Here is a 20,540-nt window from a genome sequence, read left to right as displayed (position 1 = left end):
GCCCACGAGGCCCGCCCGTCCGCAGCGGAGACCTGTAGAAGAGCTGTTACAGCTTGGTGCCCGGGGGTAGGCGCCCCTGCGCGGGGAAGCACTCCCGGGGAGGAGATCATGCGGGATCGCACCTCTGAATTGCGGCTGGCCGAAGTCCTGATGGAGGCCACCAACACACTCGCCGACGACTTCGACCCCGAGCGGCACCTGAGCCGCGTCGCGGGCCACTGCGTGGAGCTGCTCGACGCGTCCGCAACCGGAGTCATGTTCAAAGGACCGGGCACCTCTCCCGTCGCCGTCGGCGGCCACCCCCCGGATCTCGCACTCGACCTCCTCGCGGCCCAACAGAGCGGCGGGCCCTGCGTGGAGAGCCTCGGCACGGGCAGGACCGTGCCGCCGGTCCTGCTCACGGAGCCCGAACCCGCCGGGCGCTGGCCGGAGTTCACGGAGGTCGCCCGGACCCACGGCATCGCGGTGACCTACGCGGTTCCGCTGCGGCGGCACGATGACCTCCTCGGCGCGCTCAACGTCTTCGTACCCGGGACATCTCAGGGCCCGTACGCCGAGGGCGAGTTGCTCCTGGCGCAGGCGATCGCCGACGCCATCGCGGTGGGTCTGCACAATTTCCACACCTACTCGGAGTATCGGACCCTCACCACACAGCTACAGGGCGCTCTGACCAGCCGAATCCGCATCGAACAGGCCAAAGGCATACTCGCCGAGCGCCGGCACACGAGTGTGGACGAGGCATTCGACGTGCTGCGGCGGTACGCACGCAGGGAACGCCTGCTCATAGACCTTGTGGCCACCGAAGTGATCAAGGGATCGATCGACGACAAGACGCTGCGCGGCAGTTGACCAGCAGTTGGTCCGAACCTTCCCGATGGCTCTCCCGGCGACCGTCGCCACCTGGGGAGATCACACAGGGGCAAGAGATCGCGACTTGGCGTCAATCCACCTCTAGGCTCCAGCGCTCATCCGTTCTAGAGTCGTCACAACGGCCCAAGCCCCCGGCCTGATCGACCAACCCGCATTGCGGGGTTGGCCATCGAACCTCCCGCGCCGGCGCCGGGTTACTCCCGCAGCTCGTGCGCGCGCGGTCGAGGACCAGCCCGGTCGACGGCTCCGGGGGGAGCGGGCCGCCGACCGGGCATGGTTGCCTGGAGGCACTGTTGACAGTGCCCATGACCAGCTGGGACTCTCCGGGACGACAAGTCCATACATTGAGGCGACGGTTGACAGGAACCCGGTGCGATTCCGGGGCGGTCCCGCCACTGTGACCACACACCGCGAGGCGTGCGGAAGCCAGGAACTGAGCTGTCGTCCTCCTGCATTGGGGCGTGGAAACCCCAGAAGGAGGCCCATCCGTATGTCTGCCCTCACAGGCCACAGCGCATCGCACACGGACAGCCTGGCGGTCCAGGCCGCCACGGCGAGCACCCGCGACTGGCTGATCGCGTCGGCCGCGGCCATCATCGCGTTGATCGCGCTCTACGCGGTCTTCATCGACAACGGCTCGCTGATCTCGGCGACCGGCAGCTACCTCCACGAATTCGCCCACGACGGCAGGCACCTCTTCGGTGCCCCATGCCACTGATCGGGGACGGAAAAAGCACCATGCCATCCCCATCGTCCTCACCTGTACTCCCCCTGCTCGGCCGGGGTCTCGCGGCGGGAGGAGCGGCGGGCCTCGCGGCCGGTCTCTTCTCCCTCCTCCTCGCCGAGCCGCTGATGGACCGGGCGATCCGCGTCGAGGAGAAGCGGTCGGCCGCCGAGGAGCACATGCACGGCGCCGCTCAGTCCGCGCAGCACCACGAAGAGCTCTTCACCCGCTCGACCCAGCACCTGGGTCTGGTCGTCGCCTCGGTCGTCATGGGTCTGGCCATCGGCATCCTGTTCGCCGTGGCATACGCCCTGGTGCACCGTCGCGACCCGCGCTCGGCCCCCTGGCCGCGCGCACTCACCTTCGCCGGAGCGGCGTTCCTCGCCGTCTCCCTGCTGCCCGGTCTGCGCTATCCGGCGAACCCGCCGGGTGTCGGCGACTCGGGCACGGTCGGCGACCGCCAGACGATGTGGCTCGCGTCCGTCGCCATCGGCGTCCTCGGCATGTTCCTGGTCTGGCAGGTGTACGTACGCCTGTCGGCCAGATCCGTTCCGGTGCGGCAGATCGCGGCGGCCCTGACGACCGTCGCCGTGCTCGCCGCGCTCTTCCTGCTCCCGGACAATCCCGACCCGGTCCCGGTCGACGCGACCCTGCTGTGGGACTTCCGGGTCCTGTCGGTCGCCTCGCACGCCCTGCTGTGGGCGGTGTTCGCGGCGGTGTTCGGAGGCCTCGGCCTGCGGGCCGTACGAGAAGGGGCTGTACGAGAAGGGGCCGCACAGGAAGGGGCCGACGCCACGGGTGCCTCCGTGAGTGCGAGCGCGGCGGGAGTGCCCTCGCCCCTCGGCGCCACCCCTACGGCGCCACCCCAGTGAGGTAGGCGGACACCACCACGTTCGCCGAGTAGGTCCTTGCCGCCCGGTCGAACGTGCCGCCGCAGGTGATGAGACGGAGTTCGGCGCGGCCCTTCTCGTGGGGGCCGTACGCCTTCTTCGCGTCGAAGCGGTCGCGGCTGAGCACCTGGACGTCGTCCACGGTGAACACCGCGACCGAGCCGTCGTCCCGCGTCACCCGGACCTTCTCGCCGGGGCGCACCGCACTGAGGTCGTAGAAGACCGCCGGGCGCGTCTCGGTGTCGACATGGCCCACGAACAGGGACGTGCCGACCGCACCGGGGCGCGTCCCGCCCGCGTACCAGCCGACGTCGCCCGCCTGCTCGAAGGACGGCGGATCGATGGCACCCTCCTGATCGAGACCACGGGCGATCACCGGCGCCCGCACCTTCAGCGAGGGGACATCGACGCGTTGCGGCCTCGCGGGGGCCAGCGGCTCGTGCGCGTCCGGGAGTTCGACACCGAACGGGCGGCCCACCGCCGCGACGTCACCGTTGGTGGGCTCGGAGACACCGCCGCGTACGTCGGTGATCTCGCTGCCCCACAGCCAGAGGCCGACGAGCAGCAGCGCCCAGGCGAGCCCGGTGAGGAATCGCCCGTGTCCTGTCGGCCTCTCATGGCCGGACATATCGGTCGTGGCCCGTCACTCGGAGCGGCGCCGGCGGACGCTGCGGAACGCCACGGCCACGGCCGCCACCCCGGCGAGCACCAGGCCGATCACCGCATGCCGGGTGCCGGGGCCCGCCTCCTGGGCGGGTTCGACGGCCAGCTGCGCCGTGCCGCCGCCGCCCGCGCGGACCGGCGAGACGGGCTCGGAGTGGTGCTGGATCACCTGGACGGTGCCGGCGCCCTGGTGGGGGTGGCCGTCGCAGATCACGGTGACGTCGAACGTACCCGAGATGCCGTTCCTGACCGTCGCCGAGCCGTTGAGGGAGAACTTGTCGCCGTCCCGCCCGGTGAGCTTCGCGTCACCGGTGAACGCCCCGGACCCGGCGGACCCGGTCGTCCCGTCACAGCCCGTGACGCTCACCTCGACCTGGGCCCCCGGCGCGGCGCTGGACGGGCTGACCGTGGCATGAACTTTGCCCTCGTCATGGGCGTACGCGGGCGTCGCGGCGGCGACGGGGAGCGCGGCGATGGCGGCCGCCGCGGCTATGCCACGCAGGGTGGTGGAACAGGTACGCATCGTGAACCTCCTGTTCCGAGGTTCACGCGCCGCGACACGCCGCGCCTGCCCTGTGAGGCAAACGGGTGGCCCAGGGGCCTACCGGGGGCGTCAGATCCTGTCGACGAGGTCCGCGATGGAGTCCACGACGTTGGACGGCCGGAACGGGTACTCGTCGATGTCCTTCTCCGAGGTCAGGCCGGTGAGGACCAGGAAGGTCTCCATCCCGGCCTCGAGACCGGCGAGGACGTCCGTGTCCATGCGGTCGCCGATCATGGCGCTCGTCTCCGAATGCGCCCCGATGGCGTTGAGCCCGGTCCGCATCATCAGCGGATTCGGCTTTCCGGCGAAGTACGGGGTCCGCTTCGTGGCCTTGGTGATCAACGCGGCGACGGCGCCCGTGGCGGGCAGCGGCCCCTCCGTGGAGGGCCCGGTCTCGTCCGGGTTGGTGCAGATGAAGCGGGCCCCGCCGTTGATGAGCCGTACGGCCTTGGTCATGGCCTCGAAGGAGTACGTACGGGTCTCGCCGAGCACCACGTAATCCGGGTCGTGATCGGTCAGGACATAGCCGATGTCGTGCAGGGCGGTGGTGAGCCCCGCCTCGCCGATGACGTACGCCGTGCCGCCGGGCCGCTGGTCGTCCAGGAACTTCGCGGTGGCGAGCGCGGAGGTCCAGATGTTCTCGACAGGGACCTCGAGGCCCATGCGGGTCAGGCGGGCCTGGAGGTCGCGCGCGGTGTAGATGGAGTTGTTCGTGAGCACCAGGAACGGCTTCCCGGAATCCCGGAGCCTCTTGATGAACGCGTCGGCCCCGGGAATCGGGACACCCTCGTGAATGAGCACGCCGTCCATGTCGGTGAGCCACGATTCGATGGGCTTGCGCTCTGCCATGGGGTGCACTCCTGCGGTCTGCGATGAGCAAGTGGCGTGGGGGGCGCCGGGACGACTTTGTGCCGACGCCCCCCAGCCTAATCAGGATGCGTTGATCGTGACCCCGTCGATCACCCAGTACCAGTTGTTGCCGCCGGTGTACCGGAAGCGGACCTGGGCCTTCCTGGCGCCCGCGGGCACCTTGAGTGCGATGTTCTCGACGACGGACGGGGTGTCCGCGGTGTACGTCTTCACCGCGACCGGGGCCCCGCCGTCGTACGAGACGAGCACCTCGCCCTTCTGCGGAGCTTCCTGGCGGTAGTACGTCGCGTAGGTGAGGGTGGCCTTCGCCCCGCCCTGGACGTCGTACGCCGGGCTGACCAGCGTCGAGTCGAAGGTCCCCGAGAAGGTCTTGTCGGTCCACTCGTCGCCGTCGGCGACCGCGAAGACGTTCCGGGCGCGGATGTTGAGTTCACGCTGCTGATCGCGCTCGGTCTTCGTCCAGAACTCGTCCGTGGTGAAGGACCAGCCGCGCCACTCGGTCATGCCGCCCGTGCCCATCTTGGAGTTGTCGACGCTCCAGCCGCTCGGCGCGGTGTGCGTGAAGCCGATGACTCCGCCGCCGATGCCGGTCTCGTCGACGGGCCCGGTCAGCTTGGCGCGCAGGGCGTCGAACGCGTCCGGCTTCGGCTGCTGTACGGGGCGGCCGTCCAGGCCCCAGGCCGGGTCGATCGCGACGCCGAGGTGGGCGAGCGCGCTCGCTGCGATGTCGGGCATACGGACATCGTGGCGGACCGAGCCCGCCGTGACCGTGCCGCCGGCGGCGATCATGAAGGTCTGCCGCTCGGGCCAGCTGGAGCCGCCGTGGCCGCCGGGGTCGGTGTGCCCGTGGTCGGCGGTGATCATGATGAGCCAGTCCTCATTGCCGTACGTGGCACGGGACTTGACTGCGGCGACGATCTGACCGACCTGGGTGTCGGCGCCGTGGATCGCGTCGAGGTAGGCCTGGCTCGCGGCGCCGCTGCTGTGGCCCGCGTGGTCGATGTTGTCGAGCTGGACGAAGACCGCGTCGGGGTTGCCGCTCTTGACCTCGGCGACGGCGCGGGTGGTGGTTCCGGCGTCGTACTCGGCCTCGGGCGTGGAGACCCGCGTGTCCACCTTCGCGGAGAAGATGATGTCGGTGATCGGGTTCCAGGACGCGACGGCGTACGTGCGCAGGTTCGGCTTCGCAGCCTCGATCCGGGTCAGGAAGTCCGGGTACTTGGCGAGGTCGTGCCCGGTGAACTCGTTGTTCACGACCTTGTGCTTGTCGGGCCAGACGCCCGTGATGAGCGTCGACCAGCCGGGTCCGGACGAGGTGGGCGCGAGCGGGTTGGCGTAGATGGCACTGGGGGCCGTGAGTCCCGCGCTCATCAGGCCCTTGAGGGCGGGCGCGTCGGCGTCCTTGATTCTGTTGAGCAGGGCGCCGTCCAGGCCTATGACCAGAACCTTGGGGGTCCTGGCCGACTTGGCCTTCGCGGCGGCGGCGAGGGGGCCTGCGGACACCGCGAGGGCGGCGGTGGAGACGAGCAGGGAGCGGCGGGTGATGCCTGACGACACGTGGTCCTCCGAGGTGGCTTGGGGGGAGCTTGTCCGGGGGGAGCTTGTTCGGGCGGATCCAGGACACGCCAACGCCCCTGGAGATCCAGGGGCGTTGAGGCCATTGGGTCCATACCCGTTATCATTTCGCTACCGAACACCTGAGGCCAAGGGTGCTGCAGTGAACTCTCAGCTACCGGTCGCCGACTTCCAGTCCTCCACGTACGTCTGGAGGTTCTCGGAGATGTCGTCCCAGTCCGGCTCGAAGATCTCGACGCCGTCGACGATCTTGTCGAGCGCGACCGCGTTGGCGTCGGTGGCCTTGATGTCCTTGCGCGCGGCGAAACCGCCGCCGATCTCGCTGACCTGCTGCTGAGCCTTCTGGCCGAGCAGATAGTCGAGGAACTTCTTCGCGTTGGCGGAGTGCGGGGCCTTGTTGACCAGGCCGGCCGCGTAGGGCAGCGCGAAGGTGGTGGGCTTGCCGCCCTCCTTGGCGGGGAACCAGATGCCGAGGTTCGGCATGTCCTTGGACTGCGCGTAGTTCATCTGGACGTCACCGTTGGCGGCGAGGAGTTCGCCCTTGTCGACCTTGGGGGCGAGCTTGCCGGTGGAGGCGGAGGGCCCGACGTTGTTCGCCTGGAGCTTCTTCAGGTAATCCATGGCGGGCTTCTTGCCGCCGAAGTCGTGCATCGCCTTGATGAGCACGGCGGTTCCGTCGCCCGCGACGCCGGGCGTGGAGTACTGGACCTTGTTCTTGTACGAGGAGTCGGTGAGGTCCTCCCAGCTCTTGGGCGCCTTGCCGCCGCTGAGCTCCTTCTTGTTGTGGATGAAGCCGAAGTAGTTGTTGACGACGGAGGTCCACTTGCCGTCGGGCGCCTTGTCGGCGCCGTCGACCTGCTCCGACCCCTTGGGCTTGTAGGCCTGCAACAGGCCCTTCTCATCGGCCTGCTGGATGAAGGGCGGCAGCGTGATCATGACGTCGGCCTGCGTGTTGGACTTCTCGCGGACGGCGCGCTGCACCATCTCGCCGGAGCCGCCCTCGACGTAGTTGACCTTGATGCCGGTCTTCTTCTCGAAGTCCTTGAATACCTGGTCGTACCAGCCGTCGCCGTTCTCGCCCTTGAGGCCGTCGGCGCTGTAGACGGTGACTTCCTTGGCGTCGGACGCCGAGGAGTCGCCGCCGCACGCGGTGAGGGATGCGGCGATGACGAGACTGCCGGAGACGGCGGCGAGCGTTCGGATGCGGGTGGTGGCGTGACGGGGACGGGGCATGACGTTTCGTACTCCTTGAAGAAGTCAGCGGTATGAGGCGCGGGTGCGGACGCGTGACACGGCGAAGAGGACGAGCAGCGTCGCCGCCATCAGGACCACGGCGACGGCGGCACCGGTGAAGAGGGAGCCGCGGTCGGTGGCCGCGTAGATCTGCACGGGAAGCGGCATCCAGTCCGGCGGGTAGAGCATCATCGTGGCGCTCAACTCGCCCATGGAGAGCGCGAAGCAGAGGCCCGCGGCCGCGTTGAGCGACGGCAGCAGGAGCGGTAGCTTCACCTTCCACAGGACGTACGAGGGCCGGGCACCGAGCGATGCGGCGGCCTGTTCGTACGCCGGGTCGAAACGCACGATGGCAGCCGAAACCGACTGGTAGGCGAACGCCGTGACAAGAATGGTGTGCGCGAGGATCACGATCCAGCGCGTCCCGTTGAGGATCATCGGCGGCTTGCTGAACGCGACGAGGATCGCGAGCCCGACGACGACGGAGGGCACGGCCACGGGCAGCATGAAGAGGGTGTCGAGGATGCGCTTGCCCCCCTTCTTCAGCGAGGCGGCGGCGAGCGCGGCCCAGGACCCGACGAGCAGCGCGAGCAGACTGGCGCTGACGGCGGTGACCAGGCTGGTGGTGAGCGCCTTGAGCGAATCCCCGCGGGTGGCGGAGGAGTAGTGCTCGGCGGTGAACCCGGAGGGAAACGCGCCCGACCAGTGCGAGGAGAAGGACGCGGCCAGAATCACCAGCAACGGCAGCGCGAAAAGGGGCAGGAAGAGCACGAAGAAGACCAGCCAGGTGGCCCATTTGCCCTTGCGGCTATGCACCAACACGACGGCTCACCACCCTGTAGAGGCTGTAAAGGCCCACGGAGATCGCGATATTGACGACGGCGACGACACAGGCCGCCGGATAGTCGGACTCGAGAATGGCTTTGCTGTACACGAGCATGGGGAGGGTCGTGACCCCCTTGGCGCCCGTGAAGAGCACGATCCCGAATTCGTTCAGACACATGACGAGTACGAGGCTGCCGCCGGCAGCGAGGGCGGGCAGTGCCTCGGGCAGGATGACCCGCCGGATGATGCGTCCTGGCTTCGCCCCGAGACTCGAAGCGACCTCCAGCTGCGCGGTGTCGATCTGCGAGAACGCGGCGAGCAGCGGGCGCATCACGAAGGGCGTGAAGTACGTGATCTCGGCGAGGAGAACGCCCCAAGGGGTGGTGAGGAACTGAAAAGGTCCTTCGGCGGCCCCGGTCGCATCCGTCCACATCCCATTGGCCATCCCCTTGGTGCCGTAGATGAACAGCAGGGCGAGGGTGATGAGGAAGGACGGAAAGGAGAGAAAGACGTCGATGAACCTCGCAACGGCTTTCCCTCCCGGGAAGGGCACAAAGGCGATCACGAGAGCCAGCGAGAACCCGAGCACGAGACACCCGATGGTGGACCCGACGGCCAGCCACACAGTGGTCCCGAGCGCCTCCCGAAACGCTTCGGAGGCGAAGACATCCGAGTACGGCTGGAGGGAGGTACCGCCGGTGTCGGGTTGGACGGACTGCTGGACGACCAGGGCGAGGGGATAGAGAAAGACGAGGGCGAGGGCGACGATGGGGGGCAGGGCCCATACGAAGCGGGGTACTTGCCGCCGTACACCTGCCAGCCGTCTCGGCTGTGGGCAGGCGTCCCGCAAGGCGATGGGGGTCCCCCCGCTCGAACGGAGTTGAGAGTGGGGGAGGGTGGGCACAGCCCTGGATCCCGGCTCAGCGTCGACGAGGCGTCCATCAGAGCTGCCCATCGGTCACCCCACCGGACAGCAACACAGCGTCTTCCGGCGCGAAGTGCAGCGTGACCTCGTCACCGATGCCAGGCGGAGTCCGAAGCTCCCGGAGGTCCGCCTTGATCCGCTGCCCAGCGACATCGACGTACAACCGATGGGTGGCGCCACGCCACTGCACCTCGGCGACGCTGCCCGTAAGGGCGTTGGGGCCGTCCCCCAAGCCGACGAGATGCGGTCGCACGCAGAGCGTGGCTGTCACCCCGGCGGCCACCTCCCCGGTGTCGACCTTGAGCGACGCCCCGGCGAGGATGACGCCCCCTTCGCCGACCCTCACCGGCAACAGATTCGCATTGCCGACGAATGAAGCCGTGAACTCGGTCCGAGGCGCCCGATAAAGCTCCTGCGGAGTCCCGCAGTCCCGCAACCGCGCCCGGTCCATGACGGCAATCCGATCCGCCAGGGTCAACGCCTCGACCTGATCATGGGTGACGTACAAAATAGAGACGTCGGGCAACTCCCGGTGCAATCGGGCAAGTTCCCCCAGCATCCCCGACCGCAACTGCGCATCAAGCGCGGAAAGCGGCTCGTCCAGCAAAAGCACACCCGGCCGAATGGCCAACGCCCGCGCGATGGCGACCCGCTGCTGCTGCCCTCCGGACAGCTCCCGGGGAAAGCGTTTCGCGTACGACGCCATTCCCGTCATATCCAGCGCTTCGGCCACCCGCCCGGGAATCTCGGACTTGGCGACCTTCCGCGCCTTCATGCCGAAGGCGACATTCTCCTCGACCCGCATATGCGGAAAGAGCGCGTACTGCTGGACGACCATCCCGATCCCCCGCTGATGCGGCGGGAGACCTGTGACATCGCGCTCCCCGATGAACACCCGCCCGGAGGCAGGCTGCACGAACCCGGCGACGGCCCGCAGCGCGGTGGTCTTGCCCGAGCCCGACGGCCCGAGCAGGGCCATGACCTCGCCGGGCTCGACGGTCAGGTCGAGCGAGTCGAGGACGGTGTTCTTGCCGTAGGCGACGGAGACGTTCTCGAAGCGGATACCACTGCGCACGGCAGGAGAGGTGGGGGCCGCGCCGCTCATGCGCCGACACCCTTGAGTATCAGGGGGAGTTCAACGACCGAGCCGAGTACATGCGTAGCCCCCGCCCCCCGCAGCGCCACCGCGTCATGCGCCCCGGTGAGCACCCCGGCGACCACACCGGCCCCGGCCCGCACCCCGCTCTTCATGTCGTACGCCGTGTCGCCCACGACAGCGACCTGCTTGACGCCGTCCACCGCCCCCGTACGGAGGAACGCGCTGAGCACCATGTCCGGGTAGGGCCGCCCGCGGCCACCCGCGTCGGCGGGGCACAGGGTCAGCTCGACCAGGTCCCGCCACCCGAGCGCGTCCAGGATCGCGTCCTGCGTGATCCGGGCGAACCCGGTGCTCAACACCACCCGCAGACCATCGGACTTGAGCTCCTCGATGACTTCCCGCGCACCGGGGACCGGCGCGATACGGCCGCCGTCCACCAGCTCCCCGTACGCCTTCTCGAAGGCCACGTTGCCCTGCTGGGCAAGTGCCTCGTCCCCGAACAGATGCCGGAAGACGGAGATCTTGGACTCGCCCATGGTGGCGCGTACGTAGTCGAGCTTCTCCGCGTGGTCGGCCGAGCCGGGCTCGACGCCCAGTTGCCGCGCGGCGGCCGAGAAGGCCTGCTCGACGAGGCCGCCGTCGGCGACGGTGGTCCCGGCCATGTCGAGCACGACAAGACCGATGCTGTTGTCCGTGGTCGACTTCCTGTGTGCGGCCGACTTCCTGTGTGTGGTCAACTCCCTCACCATCCCAACTCGTCGGCAGTCTTCTCGGCGATCGCGGGCGAGCACGTCATGCCGCGCCCGCCGGGCCCGGTGACCAGCCACACGCCCTCGCGCACCTGCTGGCGGTGCACGACGCGGGCCGTGTCGACGCACTGCGCGTACACCCCGGCCCAGCGCCGCTCGATCTTCGGCAGCGGGCGCCCCAGGAAGCCCTCGACGACCTCGGTCAGGTGGTCGTAGGGGGCCTCGGTGGTGTCGAAAGCGAAGGGGTGCTCGTACTCGTGGGTGTCGCCGATGGTCAGGCCGCCGTCCTCGCGCTGCACCATCAGCAGCTGCATCTTGTGCTCGGCGGCGGTCGGCGCCTGCGCCTGCCCGGTGTTGAGCGCGTCGAGGGCTTCCGACTTGTACGCCGGGTAGTAGCGGAAGCTGTCCGCGTCGGCGACGGAGGTGGTGAGCGCTTCACCGAGGGGCGCCGTCTGCATCATCTGGAGGCGTACGCGGCGTACGGGAAGGTCGGGCCCTGCCAGCTCGCGGACGAGGCCGCCGAGCCAGGCGCCGGTGCACAGGACGACGACGTCGCCGGTGTGCACGTCACCGTGGTCGTCCCGCACGGCACGCTCGCCGATGACCTCGCGGACCTCCCTGCCGGGCAGGAAGGTGTAGCGGGGAGAGGCCAACAGAGCTTCCCGGAGACGGAGTTGAGCGGTGCGCGGCTCCACGGCCGCGTCCCGCTCGCACCACAGGCCCGCGATGAAGTCGCCCCGCAGCGCCGGGTTGAGGGCGCGGGCCTCGTCCGCTTCGAGCAGCTTGTAGCCGCGGGCCGCCGCGTCGGGGCGGGTGAGGGCGGCCTCGGCCACCGCGCGCTCGCGCTCGTTGCGTACGAGGGTGAGGGAGCCGTTGGCCCGGAAACCGATGCCCTCCACCCGCTCGCCTATCTCCTCCCACAGCTCGCGGGCCCGCAGGGCGGTGTCCAGCTCCTCGCCACCGGCGCGACCGCTCACCCATATCTGCCCGAAGTTGCGCAGCGACGCCCCACGGGCCTCGCTCTCGCGCTCGATCTGTACGACCTCGTGGCCGCGTTCCACTGCGTGCCAGGCGTGCATGGTTCCCACCACGCCGGCTCCTACGACGATGACTCTCACAACGGCAACGCTCCTGGGGGCGAATGTCCCGCCGCGGTCCTGACGGCAACGGGACAGTGAACGGCCACCCAAGGTTGGACTAGACCCGTTACGTTCTCGTTATCGACATGAGTCGATCGGCCGCCCTGGGAGGGAAGTTCAGCGGCGTTCCGCGGCGTTCAGCGGCCGCCGTTGCCGAGGTGCGTGGTGAAGGAGAAGCGGTCACCGCGGTAGAGGGTGCGGACGCGCTCCAGCGGGTGGCCGGAGGTGTCGCGCGAGACGCGGTGGATGAGCAGCATGGGCAGCGCGGGAGGCGTACCGATCAGGAGCGCCTCGCGCGGGGTGGCGAGCACGGTCTCGATGCGTTCGTCGGCGTCACCGAAGGAGATGCCGAGCTGTTCGCGCAGGTAGGCGTAGAAGGAGGAGTCGGGCTCGAAGTCACGGTCGAGCGCGGGAACGCGGGCGACGGAGACGTACGTACTCTCCAACCCCACCCGCTCCTCATCGGCGAGCAGCACGCGCTCCATGTGCCAGACGGGCTCCCCCTGCTGGACCCCGATCTCGGCGGCGAGGGCCGCGGGGGCGGGGAAACGGTCGAGGGAGATGAGATTTCGCCCGGGGGTACGCCCCTGCCGCCGCACGCCTTCCGTGTAGCTGGCGAGGGAGAGCGGCTGCTCCAGCTTGGGGCCCGCGACAACAGTGCCGCGCCCCTGCCTGCGCAGCCGCCCTTCGAGCAGCAGCTCGCGCAACGCCTGCCGCACGGTCTCCCGCGCGACCTCGTACCGCACGGCGAGATCCCGCTCGGTCGGCAGCGGCTGCCCGTCCCCCAACTCCTCTATCAGGTCGGCGATCCTGGCCTTGACCGCGTAGTACTTCGGGATGCGCCCGTGCTCGGGGATGCCGGAGCGGATGGGGGCGCCGGGCGCCTGGTCGAGCAGGTGCGCGGGAGGAGGCGGGGAGTTCGGGTAGTCCACCCAGGGATGTTCCCAGACGTACGTGAACCGGAAGGTGAACGGCTGGCCACGCGGACGGGCCGCGGAGGCGGTGGCCTTGCCGGCAGATCGTGACTGCGGGTAAGTGACGGCCGGTCGGACAGCGTCGGTCGCGCGTCGGTCGGGTGCGGCGGCGTTCGGACAGACGGCCTCGGTCGCGGTGACGACGCGGAGAGACGCACGGGCTCAACGCCGGGCGCGCAAACTCAACGCCAGGCGCGCAGAGTCAACGCCGAGCGCGGAGACTCAACGCCAGGCGCGGAGACTCAACGCCAGGCGCGCAACTCAACGCCAGGCGCAGCTAACGCCTCCGGGCGGCCGCTGCTCGCAGGCGTCGCGCCCCCACGATGAGGCCCCAGCCGCCGGCGAAGAGAGCAGCTGCGACGGCGCTGACGCCCAGGAGTGCGCGGGGGCCTGTCGCGGCCAGCTCATCGGCGTACGAGGAGCCCCCGTCGTCCGACCGCTCTCGCCCGCCGCCGTCGCCGCCGTCGACGCCGCCCGCTCCTACGCCTGCGCCATGGCTGTCACCACCGTCCCCGCCTCCGTCCCCGCCTCCGTCCCTGCCCCCGCTTCCGCCGCCGTCACTGTCGATGGCGAACGGATAGTCATCGGACTCGCCCACCCAGTCGCCGTCGTCGTCGCGGCGCTGGACGACCGCGGTGGACATGACGGCGTGTTCGGACCGTGCCTCGGAGGTGAAGGAGAGGCGGACCTTGACGTCCACGGTGCGGCCCGCCTTGACGGTGAAGCCGGGGAAACCGTCGTCGAAGACGCCGACGTTCTCGTCCCTGTCGGTCCGCTCGAAGCCCACGGGCCGCCACCGCTTGCCGTCGTGGAACTCCAGCTGGATCTGCCGGGGCAGCAGCTCGCGCTCCCGGTCGACGATGACGACGACCGGGTGGATGTCCCCGCACGTGCCACGGGTGGTGTTGGCAAGCCTGACCGACCAGGTCCGGTAGCCGCCCCCGGCCTCGTACGTGGCGGGGCCGCCCTCGATCCGGGTCCCGATGGGGAAGCCGTCGCTGTCGGGGGCGTCGCAGGTGGGCTGCTGGGCGGCGCGGGCCGCGGTGTCCGCTGCCGGGGTCGTCGTGCCCGCTGCCGGGGCCGTCGGCGGCCCTTCCGCAGCAACAGCTGAAGCCGCTGAAGTCGCTGGAACCACCCCGGTCGCCACGGGCGCGATGACGGCGGCAGCGGCGGTGACGCCGGAGGCGAGAGAGCGGCGGAGTCGCATGGGCGGCGACCCTGCCACGCGCACCCGAGTCCACCCGCCCCGCCACAGCCCCGTACCGCCGACTGGATTGCCCATGTCCCCCTATCAGCTGACTTTCCGTTAAGTGGCCATGCCCGGAAACGCCGCGTCCGCCGCCCGGCCGAACAGCGGCGCGAGCACCAGTTGCGCGGCGCCCTCCGCGACCAGCCGCTCTCCCCCGGCCGCGACGGCGACCGGAACGCCCCCGTCCCCGTCCCCGCTTCTGCCGCCCCGCCGCGCACGCTCACCGACGACGGCACCCACCCCTCGTACGAAACAGTCCTCGTCCGCGAGAACCACCCGCCCGCCAAGGAGTACGAGATCGATGTCGAGCAGGCTGACCAGATTCCCCGCCCCCGCCCCGAGAACCCGCGCCGCCTCGTCCAGGTCCCCCCGAGCGACCGCCGCCAGGCACAGCGCCTCGATGCAGCCCCGGTCGCCGCAGCCGCACGGCGGGCCGTCCAGCTGGATGACCTGGTGGCCGAACTCCCCCGCTCCCGTCCGCGCTCCCCGGTAGAGCCCTCCGCCAAGGACGAGCCCCGCCCCGAGCCCCGTACCGAGATGCAGATACGCGAAGGACTCCGCCACCCCGCCCAGCGCGAGGCCGAGGGCGGCGGCGTTCGTGTCCTTGTCCACGACGACCGGCAGCCGAAGCTGCTCGTGCTGCCCGTGCTGCCCGAGCTGCCCGAGCTGCCCGAGCCTCTCGGCGAACGCGTCCCGCAGCGGATATCCGTCCCACGCGGGGAACCCCGTCACGCGGTGCAGCACCCCGTCGGCGTGGTCGAGCGGCCCCGGCAGCGCGACCCCCACCCCGAGCAGGCCGACCCCGGCCAGCGGCTCGTCAGCCAGGCCCCGCTCCGGCCCTCCCCGCTCCGGCCCTCCCTGCTCCAGACCCCGCACCAGCTCCCGTACCGCCCCCACCGCCGCATCGGCCACCACGTCCGCACCGGCCCCGAAGTCCAGCGGGGCCCGCCGCTCGGCGACCACGCGTCCCGTCAGGTCGGCGAGGACGGCGGTCAGTTCGTCGCGGTCCAGGTGGAGGCCGACCGCGTGGCCCGCGTCCGGGACCAGGCGAAGCAGCGTCCGCGGCTTGCCCCCCGTCGACGCTCGGCGGCCCGCGTCCGCCGCCAGGCCCTCCGTACGCAGCCGGGCGGTGATCTTGCTGACGGCCTGCGGGGTGAGGCCGGTGCGCTCGGCGATCTCGAGGCGGCTTATGCCGGGCTCGCCCGCCGTGCGCAGCAGATCGAGCACCAGGGCCGCGTTGTGCCCGCGCAGCCCCAGCAGATTCACTCCGGCGCCCGATCTGCCGTCGCTGCCCCTCGCATCAGCCATTCCAGTCCTGTTCACACCCCCATTGTCGCCCGCGCTTGCGCTTTGGCAACAGCGTTGCTTAAGTGGGACACATGACTGGTATGACTCGTACAGGCTCCGGCTCCCCGCTGCGCGTGGCCCTCATCGGATACGGCCTCGCGGGCTCCGTCTTCCACGCCCCGCTGATCGCCGCCACCGAGGGCCTCGCACTCGACACGGTCGTCACGTCGAACCCCGAGCGGCAGGCGCAGGCCCGCGCCGAGTTCGGTGACGGCCTGCGCTTCGCCGCGTCGCCCGACGAGCTCTGGGCGCGAGCGGACGAGCTCGACCTGATCGTGATCGCGTCCCCGAACAAGACGCACGTCGCGCTCGCGACCGCCGCCCTCAAGGCGGGCCTCCCGGTCGTCGTGGACAAGCCGATCGCGGGCACGGCCGCCGAGGCCCGCGAGCTCGCCGCGCTCGCCGACGACCGCGGGCTCCTGCTCTCCGTCTTCCAGAACCGCCGCTGGGACAACGACTTCCGTACGCTCAAGCAGCTCATCGCCGACGGCGAGCTCGGCGACGTATGGCGCTTCGAGTCCCGCTTCGAGCGGTGGCGTCCGCAGCCCAAGGGCGGCTGGCGCGAGTCCGGAAACCCGGAAGAGATCGGAGGTCTGCTGTACGACCTCGGAAGCCATGTCGTCGACCAGGCGCTCGTGCTCTTCGGTCCCGCGCGGTCCGTGTACGCGGAGTCCGACGTCCGCCGCCCCGGCGCGGAGGCCGACGACGACACGTTCATCGCGATCACGCACACGAACGGCGTCCGCTCGCACCTGTACGTGAGCGCCACCACCGCCCAACTCGGCCCGCGCTTCCGTGCGTTGGGATCATCCGCCGGATACGTCAAGTACGGCCTCGACCCACAGGAGGCGGCCCTGCGCGACGGCAAGCGGCCCACGGGCGCTGACAGCGACGGCTGGGGCGTGGAGCCCGAGTCGCTGTGGGGCCGCGTCGGCTCCGGCGAGTCCCCGCTGACCGGCGGCGGCCTACCGATCGAGACGCTGCCCGGCGACTACCCCGCGTACTACGCGGCCATCGCCGCGGCACTGCACGGCACCGGCGAGAACCCCGTATCCGCACACGAGGCCGCGGCGGCCCTCGACGTCCTGGAGGCGGCACGCCGCTCGGCACGCGACGGCGTGACGGTGGTCGTATGACGAGCCCCGCGCCACTGACGGTCGAGGAGCTGGCGGCCCAGGAACTGCGCCTGGTACTCCCCCACTTCACATACGAGGACGCCTGGGCGCTCGGCACGCTCCTGGTCGACCTCGCCCGCGAGCGCGAGGCCCCGGTCGCGATCGACATCACCCGCGGCGGCCAGCAGCTCTTCCACGCGGCCCTGCCCGGCTCGACCCCGGACAACGACGCCTGGATCGCCCGCAAACGCCGCGTCGTCGAACGCTACCGCTGCTCATCGCTCCTGGTCGGCACGCGCTTCCGCGCAAAGGGCACGACGTTCGAGGAATCGTCACGCCTGGACCCGGACGCATACGCGGCCCACGGCGGCGCGTTCCCGATCGCGGTGCGGGGCGCGGGAGTGATCGGCACGGTGGTGGTCTCGGGCCTTCCCCAGGCGGCGGACCACGCGTTGGTGGTGGAGGCGCTGGAGAGGTTCGTATAAGCGGGGACGCCCCTTCTACGCAGGGGGGCGCCCCTTCAGGGGCGCGAGGAGCTGCGCGACAAGCCACAACGCACCCGCGGGGAGGCCCCGCCGGAGGGAGCATTGCGCCCCCGAAGGGGCGCGGGGAACTGCGCGCCCAGCCAGAACGCACCCGCAGGGAGCCCCGCCGGAGGACTGCCCCCGAAGGGGCGCGGGGCTGTATCAACCATGCGGCTCCGCCGCGCGGGCGCGCGCAACCACAGCGCACCCGCAGGTGGCGCCCCCGACGCAGAAGCCCCCGGCCCCCGGGGCACCCCGGGGGCACAAAGAAACCGCCCCCACCCCCGGAGGGCTACGCCTGCTTCAACTCCTGCCGCTGCCGACCAAGCCCCTCGATCTCCAGCTCCACCACATCCCCGCCCCGCAGATACGGCTTCGGCTCGGCATGGCCCATGGCCACCCCCGCCGGCGTCCCGGTGTTGATGACATCACCGGGGTACAGCGTCATGAACTGGCTTACGTAGCGCACCACTTCGGCCACCGGGAAGATCTGCTGAGCCGTGGTCCCGTCCTGCTTCAACTCACCGTTGACCCACAACTTGAGGGACAGCGCCTGCGGGTCGGGGACCTCGTCCGGCGTCACGAGCCACGGGCCGAGCGGGTTGAACGTCTCGCAGTTCTTGCCCTTGTCCCAGGTGCCGCCGCGCTCGATCTGGAACTCGCGCTCCGACACATCGTGCGCCACCGCGTACCCGGCGATGTGCGCGAGCGCCTCCTCGCCGGACTCCAGGTAGCGCGCGGTACGCCCGATGACGATCGCGAGCTCCACCTCCCAGTCGGTCTTGACCGACTTGCGCGGCACCAGGACCGTGTCGTTCGGCCCGATCACCGTGTCCGCGGCCTTGAAGAAGACGACGGGCTCGGCGGGCGGCGTGGCCCCGGTCTCGGCAGCATGATCGTGGTAGTTGAGCCCGATGCACACGACCTTGCCGATCCCGGCCACGGGCGGACCGATCCGAAGCCCGTCGGCGTCGAGCACGGGCAGCGAGCCCGCCTCGGCGGCGGCCCTGATCCGGCCGAGGGCGGCCGCGTCGGCGAGCAGCGCCCCGTCGATGTCCGCGACGGTCCCTGACAGGTCCCGCAACGTGCCTTCGGCATCGAGCAGCGCCGGGCGCTCGGCCCCCGCCGTACCGACTCGCAGCAGCTTCATGGTCAATCTCCCTTTGGTCGAGCGCGGCCGGTCCGTCCTGACCGGCCGCGTGGCCAGGCCGATGGGTTGCGGCCATCGGAGGTTTGGCCGATCGTCCAAGGTCAGCGTCCACTCCGCAAGACCCTGTTCACAGACCGGACCATTACCCGGCAGTAGCAGCCAGCGCTCCCGCCCCGGCCCCGTACGGCATGTCGCGGTACAGCACCGCCCGCTCGACCGCGCTCCAGGTGGTGCTGGTGACCACGTACAAGGCGGCGGCGAGCGGTACGAAGGCCACCGTGAACAGGGTCATGAAGGACATGAACGGCATGACCTTGGTCATCGCGCCCATGCCGGGCATCTGCGGGGCATCACCGGAACCGACGCCAGCACCGGCACCAGCACCGGCACCACTGCCACCCGCCGCAGGCGCCGCCATCGCCATCTGCCGCTTCGCCCGCCGGAAATTGAAGGTGGCGACGGCCGCGACGATCGCGAAGAGACCGAGGTAGACGAGCCCCTGCGCCCCGAAGACCCCACCATCGGCGAGCGCGTCAGCCCACCGCCCTCCGAGCGGCGCATCGAACAGCTTGTGCCCAAGCAGCTCGTTGGCCTCTCCGCCGATCCTCGAGTTGGAGAACAGGTGGTAGAGCAGGAAGAACGCCGGGAGCTGGAACAGGCTGGGCAGGCACCCGGAGAGCGGCGACACCTTCTCCTCCCGGTGCAGCTCCATGACCGCCTTCTGCAACTTCTCAGGGCTCTTGGCGTGCTTCTTCCGCAGCTCGGTGATCTGCGGCGAGAGCTTGGCGCGCGCCTTCTGGCCACGGGCCGATGCCCGCGACAGGGGGTGGACGAGGAGACGTACGCACGCGGTGAAAAGGACGATGGCGGCGGCCGTCGCGGAGGCGTGGAAGAGCGGTTCGAGCAGGTCGGCGATGCTACCGACCAGGTCGGCGAAAAGGGACATGAAAGCGGACATGGAGAAGCCCTCCGGGGGTCTCGTCGTGCCGAGGAAAAGGTGCGCTTGACGCGCTTTCCGGCGTGACGGCCCGCGAGGGGAGCTAGCTTCGGGTTTTGGTGCGCCCTACGCGGCCGTCATGACGAGACGGCCCGGTGCTCGGGGTCGCCTTCGCCCGGCGGCGTCGGGATCGCGCTGCGGCAGGAAGGCCGTGCGCTTCTCGCGGTCGCGGATCGCCGTACGCACCCGAGTGCGCGGCACCGCGGGAGCGCAGCGCGCGGCGATCACGGAGCAGGCGGCGAGCGCGGAGCCCGCGGCGGCGGTCGCGGCGAGCGCGACGGCGGCGGTGAGGCTGCTCGCGTCGAGGAGGACGACCTCGACGAGGAGGAAGAGGAGGAGCCCGGTGGGCCGGAGCGCGGCTTTCCAGCCACGGAATGCGTCCCGCATGTCCCGACCCCCCTTTCGCCACTCGCTCAGTGATACGCCGGTATGACGTAGGCGTAGACCTAGACCTAGATGTAAATGCATACGCATACGCCGATACGTCATATCGGCGTACTGCCCGTTATACAGGATCCGTCTCGACAGCCGTAAGGAGCCTTCGGGGTGCGAGCAGCGCCCGGCTGACCGGATCGGCCGGGTCCGGATCGAGGCCGGGCCCTGGCGCCATCTCGACGTCCTCGACGGGCACGAGCCCCCCGCAGGCCGGACATTCACCGACGGGCCCGAGCTCCGTACCGCACTCCGCGTGCCGGAAGTACCGCGGCGGCTTGCTCTCCGAGAAGGTGTCGCGCCCCCAGGCGCTGAGCGCGCGCACGGTCGGCCAGAGCGCGCGGCCCCGCTCCGTCACGACGTACTCGTGCCGCGAGGGCGCCTGCGCGCACGGCCGCTTCTCCAGGACGCCGGCCGCGGTGAGCGACTGGAGGCGGGACGCGAGGACGGCGCGGGGGATGCCGAGGTGGACGAGGAAGTCGTTGTAGCGCCGCACCCCGTAGAGCGCGTCGCGGACGACGAGCAGCGTCCAGCGCTCCCCGACGACCTCGAGCGCGCGGGCGACGGAGCAGTCCTGAGCCGCGTAGTCCTTGCCGAGAGCCATGGGTCCACCTTAGCGACTTTCCGACGTCAAGGTTCAATGAAT

General features: G+C 70.2%; 22 protein-coding genes and 1 riboswitch. Of the genes, 5 read left to right on the top strand and 17 right to left on the bottom strand.

Annotated features, from left to right (window positions below):
* The first annotated feature begins 108 nt into the window (after positions 1-108).
* The 3 genes from ACGFSB_RS00815 (at position 109) to ACGFSB_RS00805 (ending at position 2,466) form a co-directional block, all read left to right on the top strand.
* Positions 109-849: an ANTAR domain-containing protein gene (locus ACGFSB_RS00815; RefSeq protein ID WP_393392066.1), complete on the top strand. Its 741-nt coding sequence runs from the start codon at positions 109-111 to the stop codon at positions 847-849.
* A 357-nt stretch (positions 850-1,206) separates the two neighbouring features.
* Positions 1,207-1,328, top strand: a riboswitch (cobalamin riboswitch).
* Between the two features lie 32 nt (positions 1,329-1,360).
* Positions 1,361-1,588 (top strand): CbtB-domain containing protein, encoded by a 228-nt coding sequence (locus ACGFSB_RS00810; protein ID WP_393392064.1) that lies wholly within the window; start codon positions 1,361-1,363, stop codon positions 1,586-1,588.
* Between the two features lie 20 nt (positions 1,589-1,608).
* Entirely contained in the window at positions 1,609-2,466 is an 858-nt protein-coding gene (locus tag ACGFSB_RS00805) for a CbtA family protein (protein ID WP_393392061.1), read from the top strand.
* On the opposite strand, the gene ACGFSB_RS00800 is transcribed toward ACGFSB_RS00805, so the two are convergent.
* The 13 genes from ACGFSB_RS00800 to ACGFSB_RS00740 all read right to left on the bottom strand — a co-directional run bounded on the left by ACGFSB_RS00800 (position 2,447) and on the right by ACGFSB_RS00740 (position 15,637).
* Positions 2,447-3,112, bottom strand: a complete 666-nt coding sequence (locus ACGFSB_RS00800) for a class F sortase (RefSeq protein WP_393392058.1) — start codon at positions 3,110-3,112, stop codon at positions 2,447-2,449. The two genes, ACGFSB_RS00805 and ACGFSB_RS00800, sit on opposite strands and share 20 nt — an antisense overlap.
* 15 nt (positions 3,113-3,127) lie before the next feature.
* On the bottom strand, positions 3,128-3,670 hold the full coding sequence (locus ACGFSB_RS00795) for a hypothetical protein (RefSeq protein WP_393392055.1): 543 nt from the start codon (positions 3,668-3,670) through the stop codon (positions 3,128-3,130).
* A gap of 90 nt (positions 3,671-3,760) precedes the next feature.
* The gene (locus tag ACGFSB_RS00790) at positions 3,761-4,540 is read right to left on the bottom strand and encodes an HAD-IIA family hydrolase (protein ID WP_393392052.1); all 780 of its coding nucleotides are present in this window, start codon (positions 4,538-4,540) and stop codon (positions 3,761-3,763) included.
* 81 nt (positions 4,541-4,621) lie between these two features.
* Positions 4,622-6,118, bottom strand: a complete 1,497-nt coding sequence (locus ACGFSB_RS00785; protein WP_393392049.1) for an alkaline phosphatase family protein — start codon at positions 6,116-6,118, stop codon at positions 4,622-4,624.
* Between the two features lie 168 nt (positions 6,119-6,286).
* Positions 6,287-7,369, bottom strand: coding sequence for a 2-aminoethylphosphonate ABC transporter substrate-binding protein (locus ACGFSB_RS00780; protein WP_393392046.1), 1,083 nt, complete (start codon positions 7,367-7,369; stop codon positions 6,287-6,289).
* A gap of 24 nt (positions 7,370-7,393) precedes the next feature.
* A complete protein-coding gene (locus ACGFSB_RS00775; protein WP_393392045.1) occupies positions 7,394-8,191 on the bottom strand; it encodes an ABC transporter permease in 798 nt (265 codons plus the stop codon).
* The gene (locus tag ACGFSB_RS00770; protein ID WP_393392042.1) at positions 8,178-9,098 is read right to left on the bottom strand and encodes a 2-aminoethylphosphonate ABC transporter permease subunit; all 921 of its coding nucleotides are present in this window, start codon (positions 9,096-9,098) and stop codon (positions 8,178-8,180) included. Before ACGFSB_RS00770 ends, ACGFSB_RS00775 begins: the two co-directional genes overlap by 14 nt.
* Positions 9,099-9,135: 37 nt before the next feature.
* Positions 9,136-10,224 carry an ABC transporter ATP-binding protein gene (locus ACGFSB_RS00765; RefSeq protein WP_393392039.1) on the bottom strand — a complete coding sequence of 363 codons (1,089 nt, stop codon included), beginning with the start codon at positions 10,222-10,224 and terminating at the stop codon, positions 9,136-9,138.
* Positions 10,221-10,967 (bottom strand): phosphonatase-like hydrolase, encoded by a 747-nt coding sequence (locus ACGFSB_RS00760; protein ID WP_393392037.1) that lies wholly within the window; start codon positions 10,965-10,967, stop codon positions 10,221-10,223. The genes ACGFSB_RS00765 and ACGFSB_RS00760 overlap by 4 nt, the downstream gene beginning before the upstream one ends.
* A complete protein-coding gene (locus ACGFSB_RS00755) occupies positions 10,961-12,085 on the bottom strand; it encodes a TIGR03364 family FAD-dependent oxidoreductase (RefSeq protein WP_393392035.1) in 1,125 nt (374 codons plus the stop codon). Before ACGFSB_RS00755 ends, ACGFSB_RS00760 begins: the two co-directional genes overlap by 7 nt.
* Positions 12,086-12,243: 158 nt before the next feature.
* A complete protein-coding gene (locus tag ACGFSB_RS00750) occupies positions 12,244-13,038 on the bottom strand; it encodes a GntR family transcriptional regulator (protein ID WP_393392033.1) in 795 nt (264 codons plus the stop codon).
* A gap of 319 nt (positions 13,039-13,357) precedes the next feature.
* On the bottom strand, positions 13,358-14,287 hold the full coding sequence (locus ACGFSB_RS00745) for a hypothetical protein (RefSeq protein ID WP_393392030.1): 930 nt from the start codon (positions 14,285-14,287) through the stop codon (positions 13,358-13,360).
* 99 nt (positions 14,288-14,386) lie between these two features.
* The gene (locus tag ACGFSB_RS00740; RefSeq protein WP_393393738.1) at positions 14,387-15,637 is read right to left on the bottom strand and encodes an ROK family protein; all 1,251 of its coding nucleotides are present in this window, start codon (positions 15,635-15,637) and stop codon (positions 14,387-14,389) included.
* Between the two features lie 71 nt (positions 15,638-15,708).
* On the opposite strand from ACGFSB_RS00740, the gene ACGFSB_RS00735 reads away from it, so the two are divergent.
* Positions 15,709-16,812 carry a Gfo/Idh/MocA family oxidoreductase gene (locus tag ACGFSB_RS00735; protein ID WP_393392027.1) on the top strand — a complete coding sequence of 368 codons (1,104 nt, stop codon included), beginning with the start codon at positions 15,709-15,711 and terminating at the stop codon, positions 16,810-16,812.
* The gene (locus tag ACGFSB_RS00730; protein ID WP_393392024.1) at positions 16,809-17,276 is read left to right on the top strand and encodes a heme-degrading domain-containing protein; all 468 of its coding nucleotides are present in this window, start codon (positions 16,809-16,811) and stop codon (positions 17,274-17,276) included. The genes ACGFSB_RS00735 and ACGFSB_RS00730 overlap by 4 nt, the downstream gene beginning before the upstream one ends.
* Before the next feature lie 331 nt (positions 17,277-17,607).
* Here the strand turns inward: ACGFSB_RS00730 and ACGFSB_RS00725 are convergent, their stop codons facing one another.
* From ACGFSB_RS00725 to ACGFSB_RS00710, 4 genes are all read right to left on the bottom strand, one after another.
* Entirely contained in the window at positions 17,608-18,465 is an 858-nt protein-coding gene (locus ACGFSB_RS00725; RefSeq protein WP_393392021.1) for a fumarylacetoacetate hydrolase family protein, read from the bottom strand.
* 142 nt (positions 18,466-18,607) lie between these two features.
* Positions 18,608-19,423: a YidC/Oxa1 family membrane protein insertase gene (locus ACGFSB_RS00720; protein ID WP_393392018.1), complete on the bottom strand. Its 816-nt coding sequence runs from the start codon at positions 19,421-19,423 to the stop codon at positions 18,608-18,610.
* Positions 19,424-19,528: 105 nt separating this feature from the next.
* Positions 19,529-19,849, bottom strand: coding sequence for a DUF6412 domain-containing protein (locus ACGFSB_RS00715; protein ID WP_393392015.1), 321 nt, complete (start codon positions 19,847-19,849; stop codon positions 19,529-19,531).
* Between the two features lie 118 nt (positions 19,850-19,967).
* Complete coding sequence (locus ACGFSB_RS00710) at positions 19,968-20,498, bottom strand: winged helix-turn-helix transcriptional regulator (protein WP_393392012.1); 531 nt, start codon at positions 20,496-20,498, stop codon at positions 19,968-19,970.
* Positions 20,499-20,540 lie beyond the last annotated feature (42 nt).

Origin of the sequence: Streptomyces sp. NPDC048441 (assembly GCF_043200235.1) — a bacterium.
Lineage (GTDB): Bacteria > Actinomycetota > Actinomycetes > Streptomycetales > Streptomycetaceae > Streptomyces.
The sequence above is the reverse complement of the archived record's forward strand: the minus strand, read 5'-3'. Positions and strand labels throughout refer to the sequence as shown.

What these genes read in the sequence shown, in the direction of transcription:
- ACGFSB_RS00760 (WP_393392037.1), bottom strand. Translation starts at nt 10,967, where the DNA reads ATGGTGAGGGAGTTGACCACACACAGGAAGTCGGCCGCACACAGGAAG.
- ACGFSB_RS00740 (WP_393393738.1), bottom strand. Translation starts at nt 15,637, where the DNA reads ATGGCTGATGCGAGGGGCAGCGACGGCAGATCGGGCGCCGGAGTGAAT.
- ACGFSB_RS00725 (WP_393392021.1), bottom strand. Translation starts at nt 18,465, where the DNA reads ATGAAGCTGCTGCGAGTCGGTACGGCGGGGGCCGAGCGCCCGGCGCTG.
- ACGFSB_RS00710 (WP_393392012.1), bottom strand. Translation starts at nt 20,498, where the DNA reads ATGGCTCTCGGCAAGGACTACGCGGCTCAGGACTGCTCCGTCGCCCGC.
- ACGFSB_RS00730 (WP_393392024.1), top strand. Translation starts at nt 16,809, where the DNA reads ATGACGAGCCCCGCGCCACTGACGGTCGAGGAGCTGGCGGCCCAGGAA.
- ACGFSB_RS00720 (WP_393392018.1), bottom strand. Translation starts at nt 19,423, where the DNA reads ATGTCCGCTTTCATGTCCCTTTTCGCCGACCTGGTCGGTAGCATCGCC.
- ACGFSB_RS00800 (WP_393392058.1), bottom strand. Translation starts at nt 3,112, where the DNA reads ATGTCCGGCCATGAGAGGCCGACAGGACACGGGCGATTCCTCACCGGG.
- ACGFSB_RS00780 (WP_393392046.1), bottom strand. Translation starts at nt 7,369, where the DNA reads ATGCCCCGTCCCCGTCACGCCACCACCCGCATCCGAACGCTCGCCGCC.
- ACGFSB_RS00810 (WP_393392064.1), top strand. Translation starts at nt 1,361, where the DNA reads ATGTCTGCCCTCACAGGCCACAGCGCATCGCACACGGACAGCCTGGCG.
- ACGFSB_RS00715 (WP_393392015.1), bottom strand. Translation starts at nt 19,849, where the DNA reads ATGCGGGACGCATTCCGTGGCTGGAAAGCCGCGCTCCGGCCCACCGGG.
- ACGFSB_RS00795 (WP_393392055.1), bottom strand. Translation starts at nt 3,670, where the DNA reads ATGCGTACCTGTTCCACCACCCTGCGTGGCATAGCCGCGGCGGCCGCC.
- ACGFSB_RS00805 (WP_393392061.1), top strand. Translation starts at nt 1,609, where the DNA reads ATGCCATCCCCATCGTCCTCACCTGTACTCCCCCTGCTCGGCCGGGGT.
- ACGFSB_RS00735 (WP_393392027.1), top strand. Translation starts at nt 15,709, where the DNA reads ATGACTGGTATGACTCGTACAGGCTCCGGCTCCCCGCTGCGCGTGGCC.
- ACGFSB_RS00765 (WP_393392039.1), bottom strand. Translation starts at nt 10,224, where the DNA reads ATGAGCGGCGCGGCCCCCACCTCTCCTGCCGTGCGCAGTGGTATCCGC.
- ACGFSB_RS00815 (WP_393392066.1), top strand. Translation starts at nt 109, where the DNA reads ATGCGGGATCGCACCTCTGAATTGCGGCTGGCCGAAGTCCTGATGGAG.
- ACGFSB_RS00790 (WP_393392052.1), bottom strand. Translation starts at nt 4,540, where the DNA reads ATGGCAGAGCGCAAGCCCATCGAATCGTGGCTCACCGACATGGACGGC.
- ACGFSB_RS00745 (WP_393392030.1), bottom strand. Translation starts at nt 14,287, where the DNA reads ATGCGACTCCGCCGCTCTCTCGCCTCCGGCGTCACCGCCGCTGCCGCC.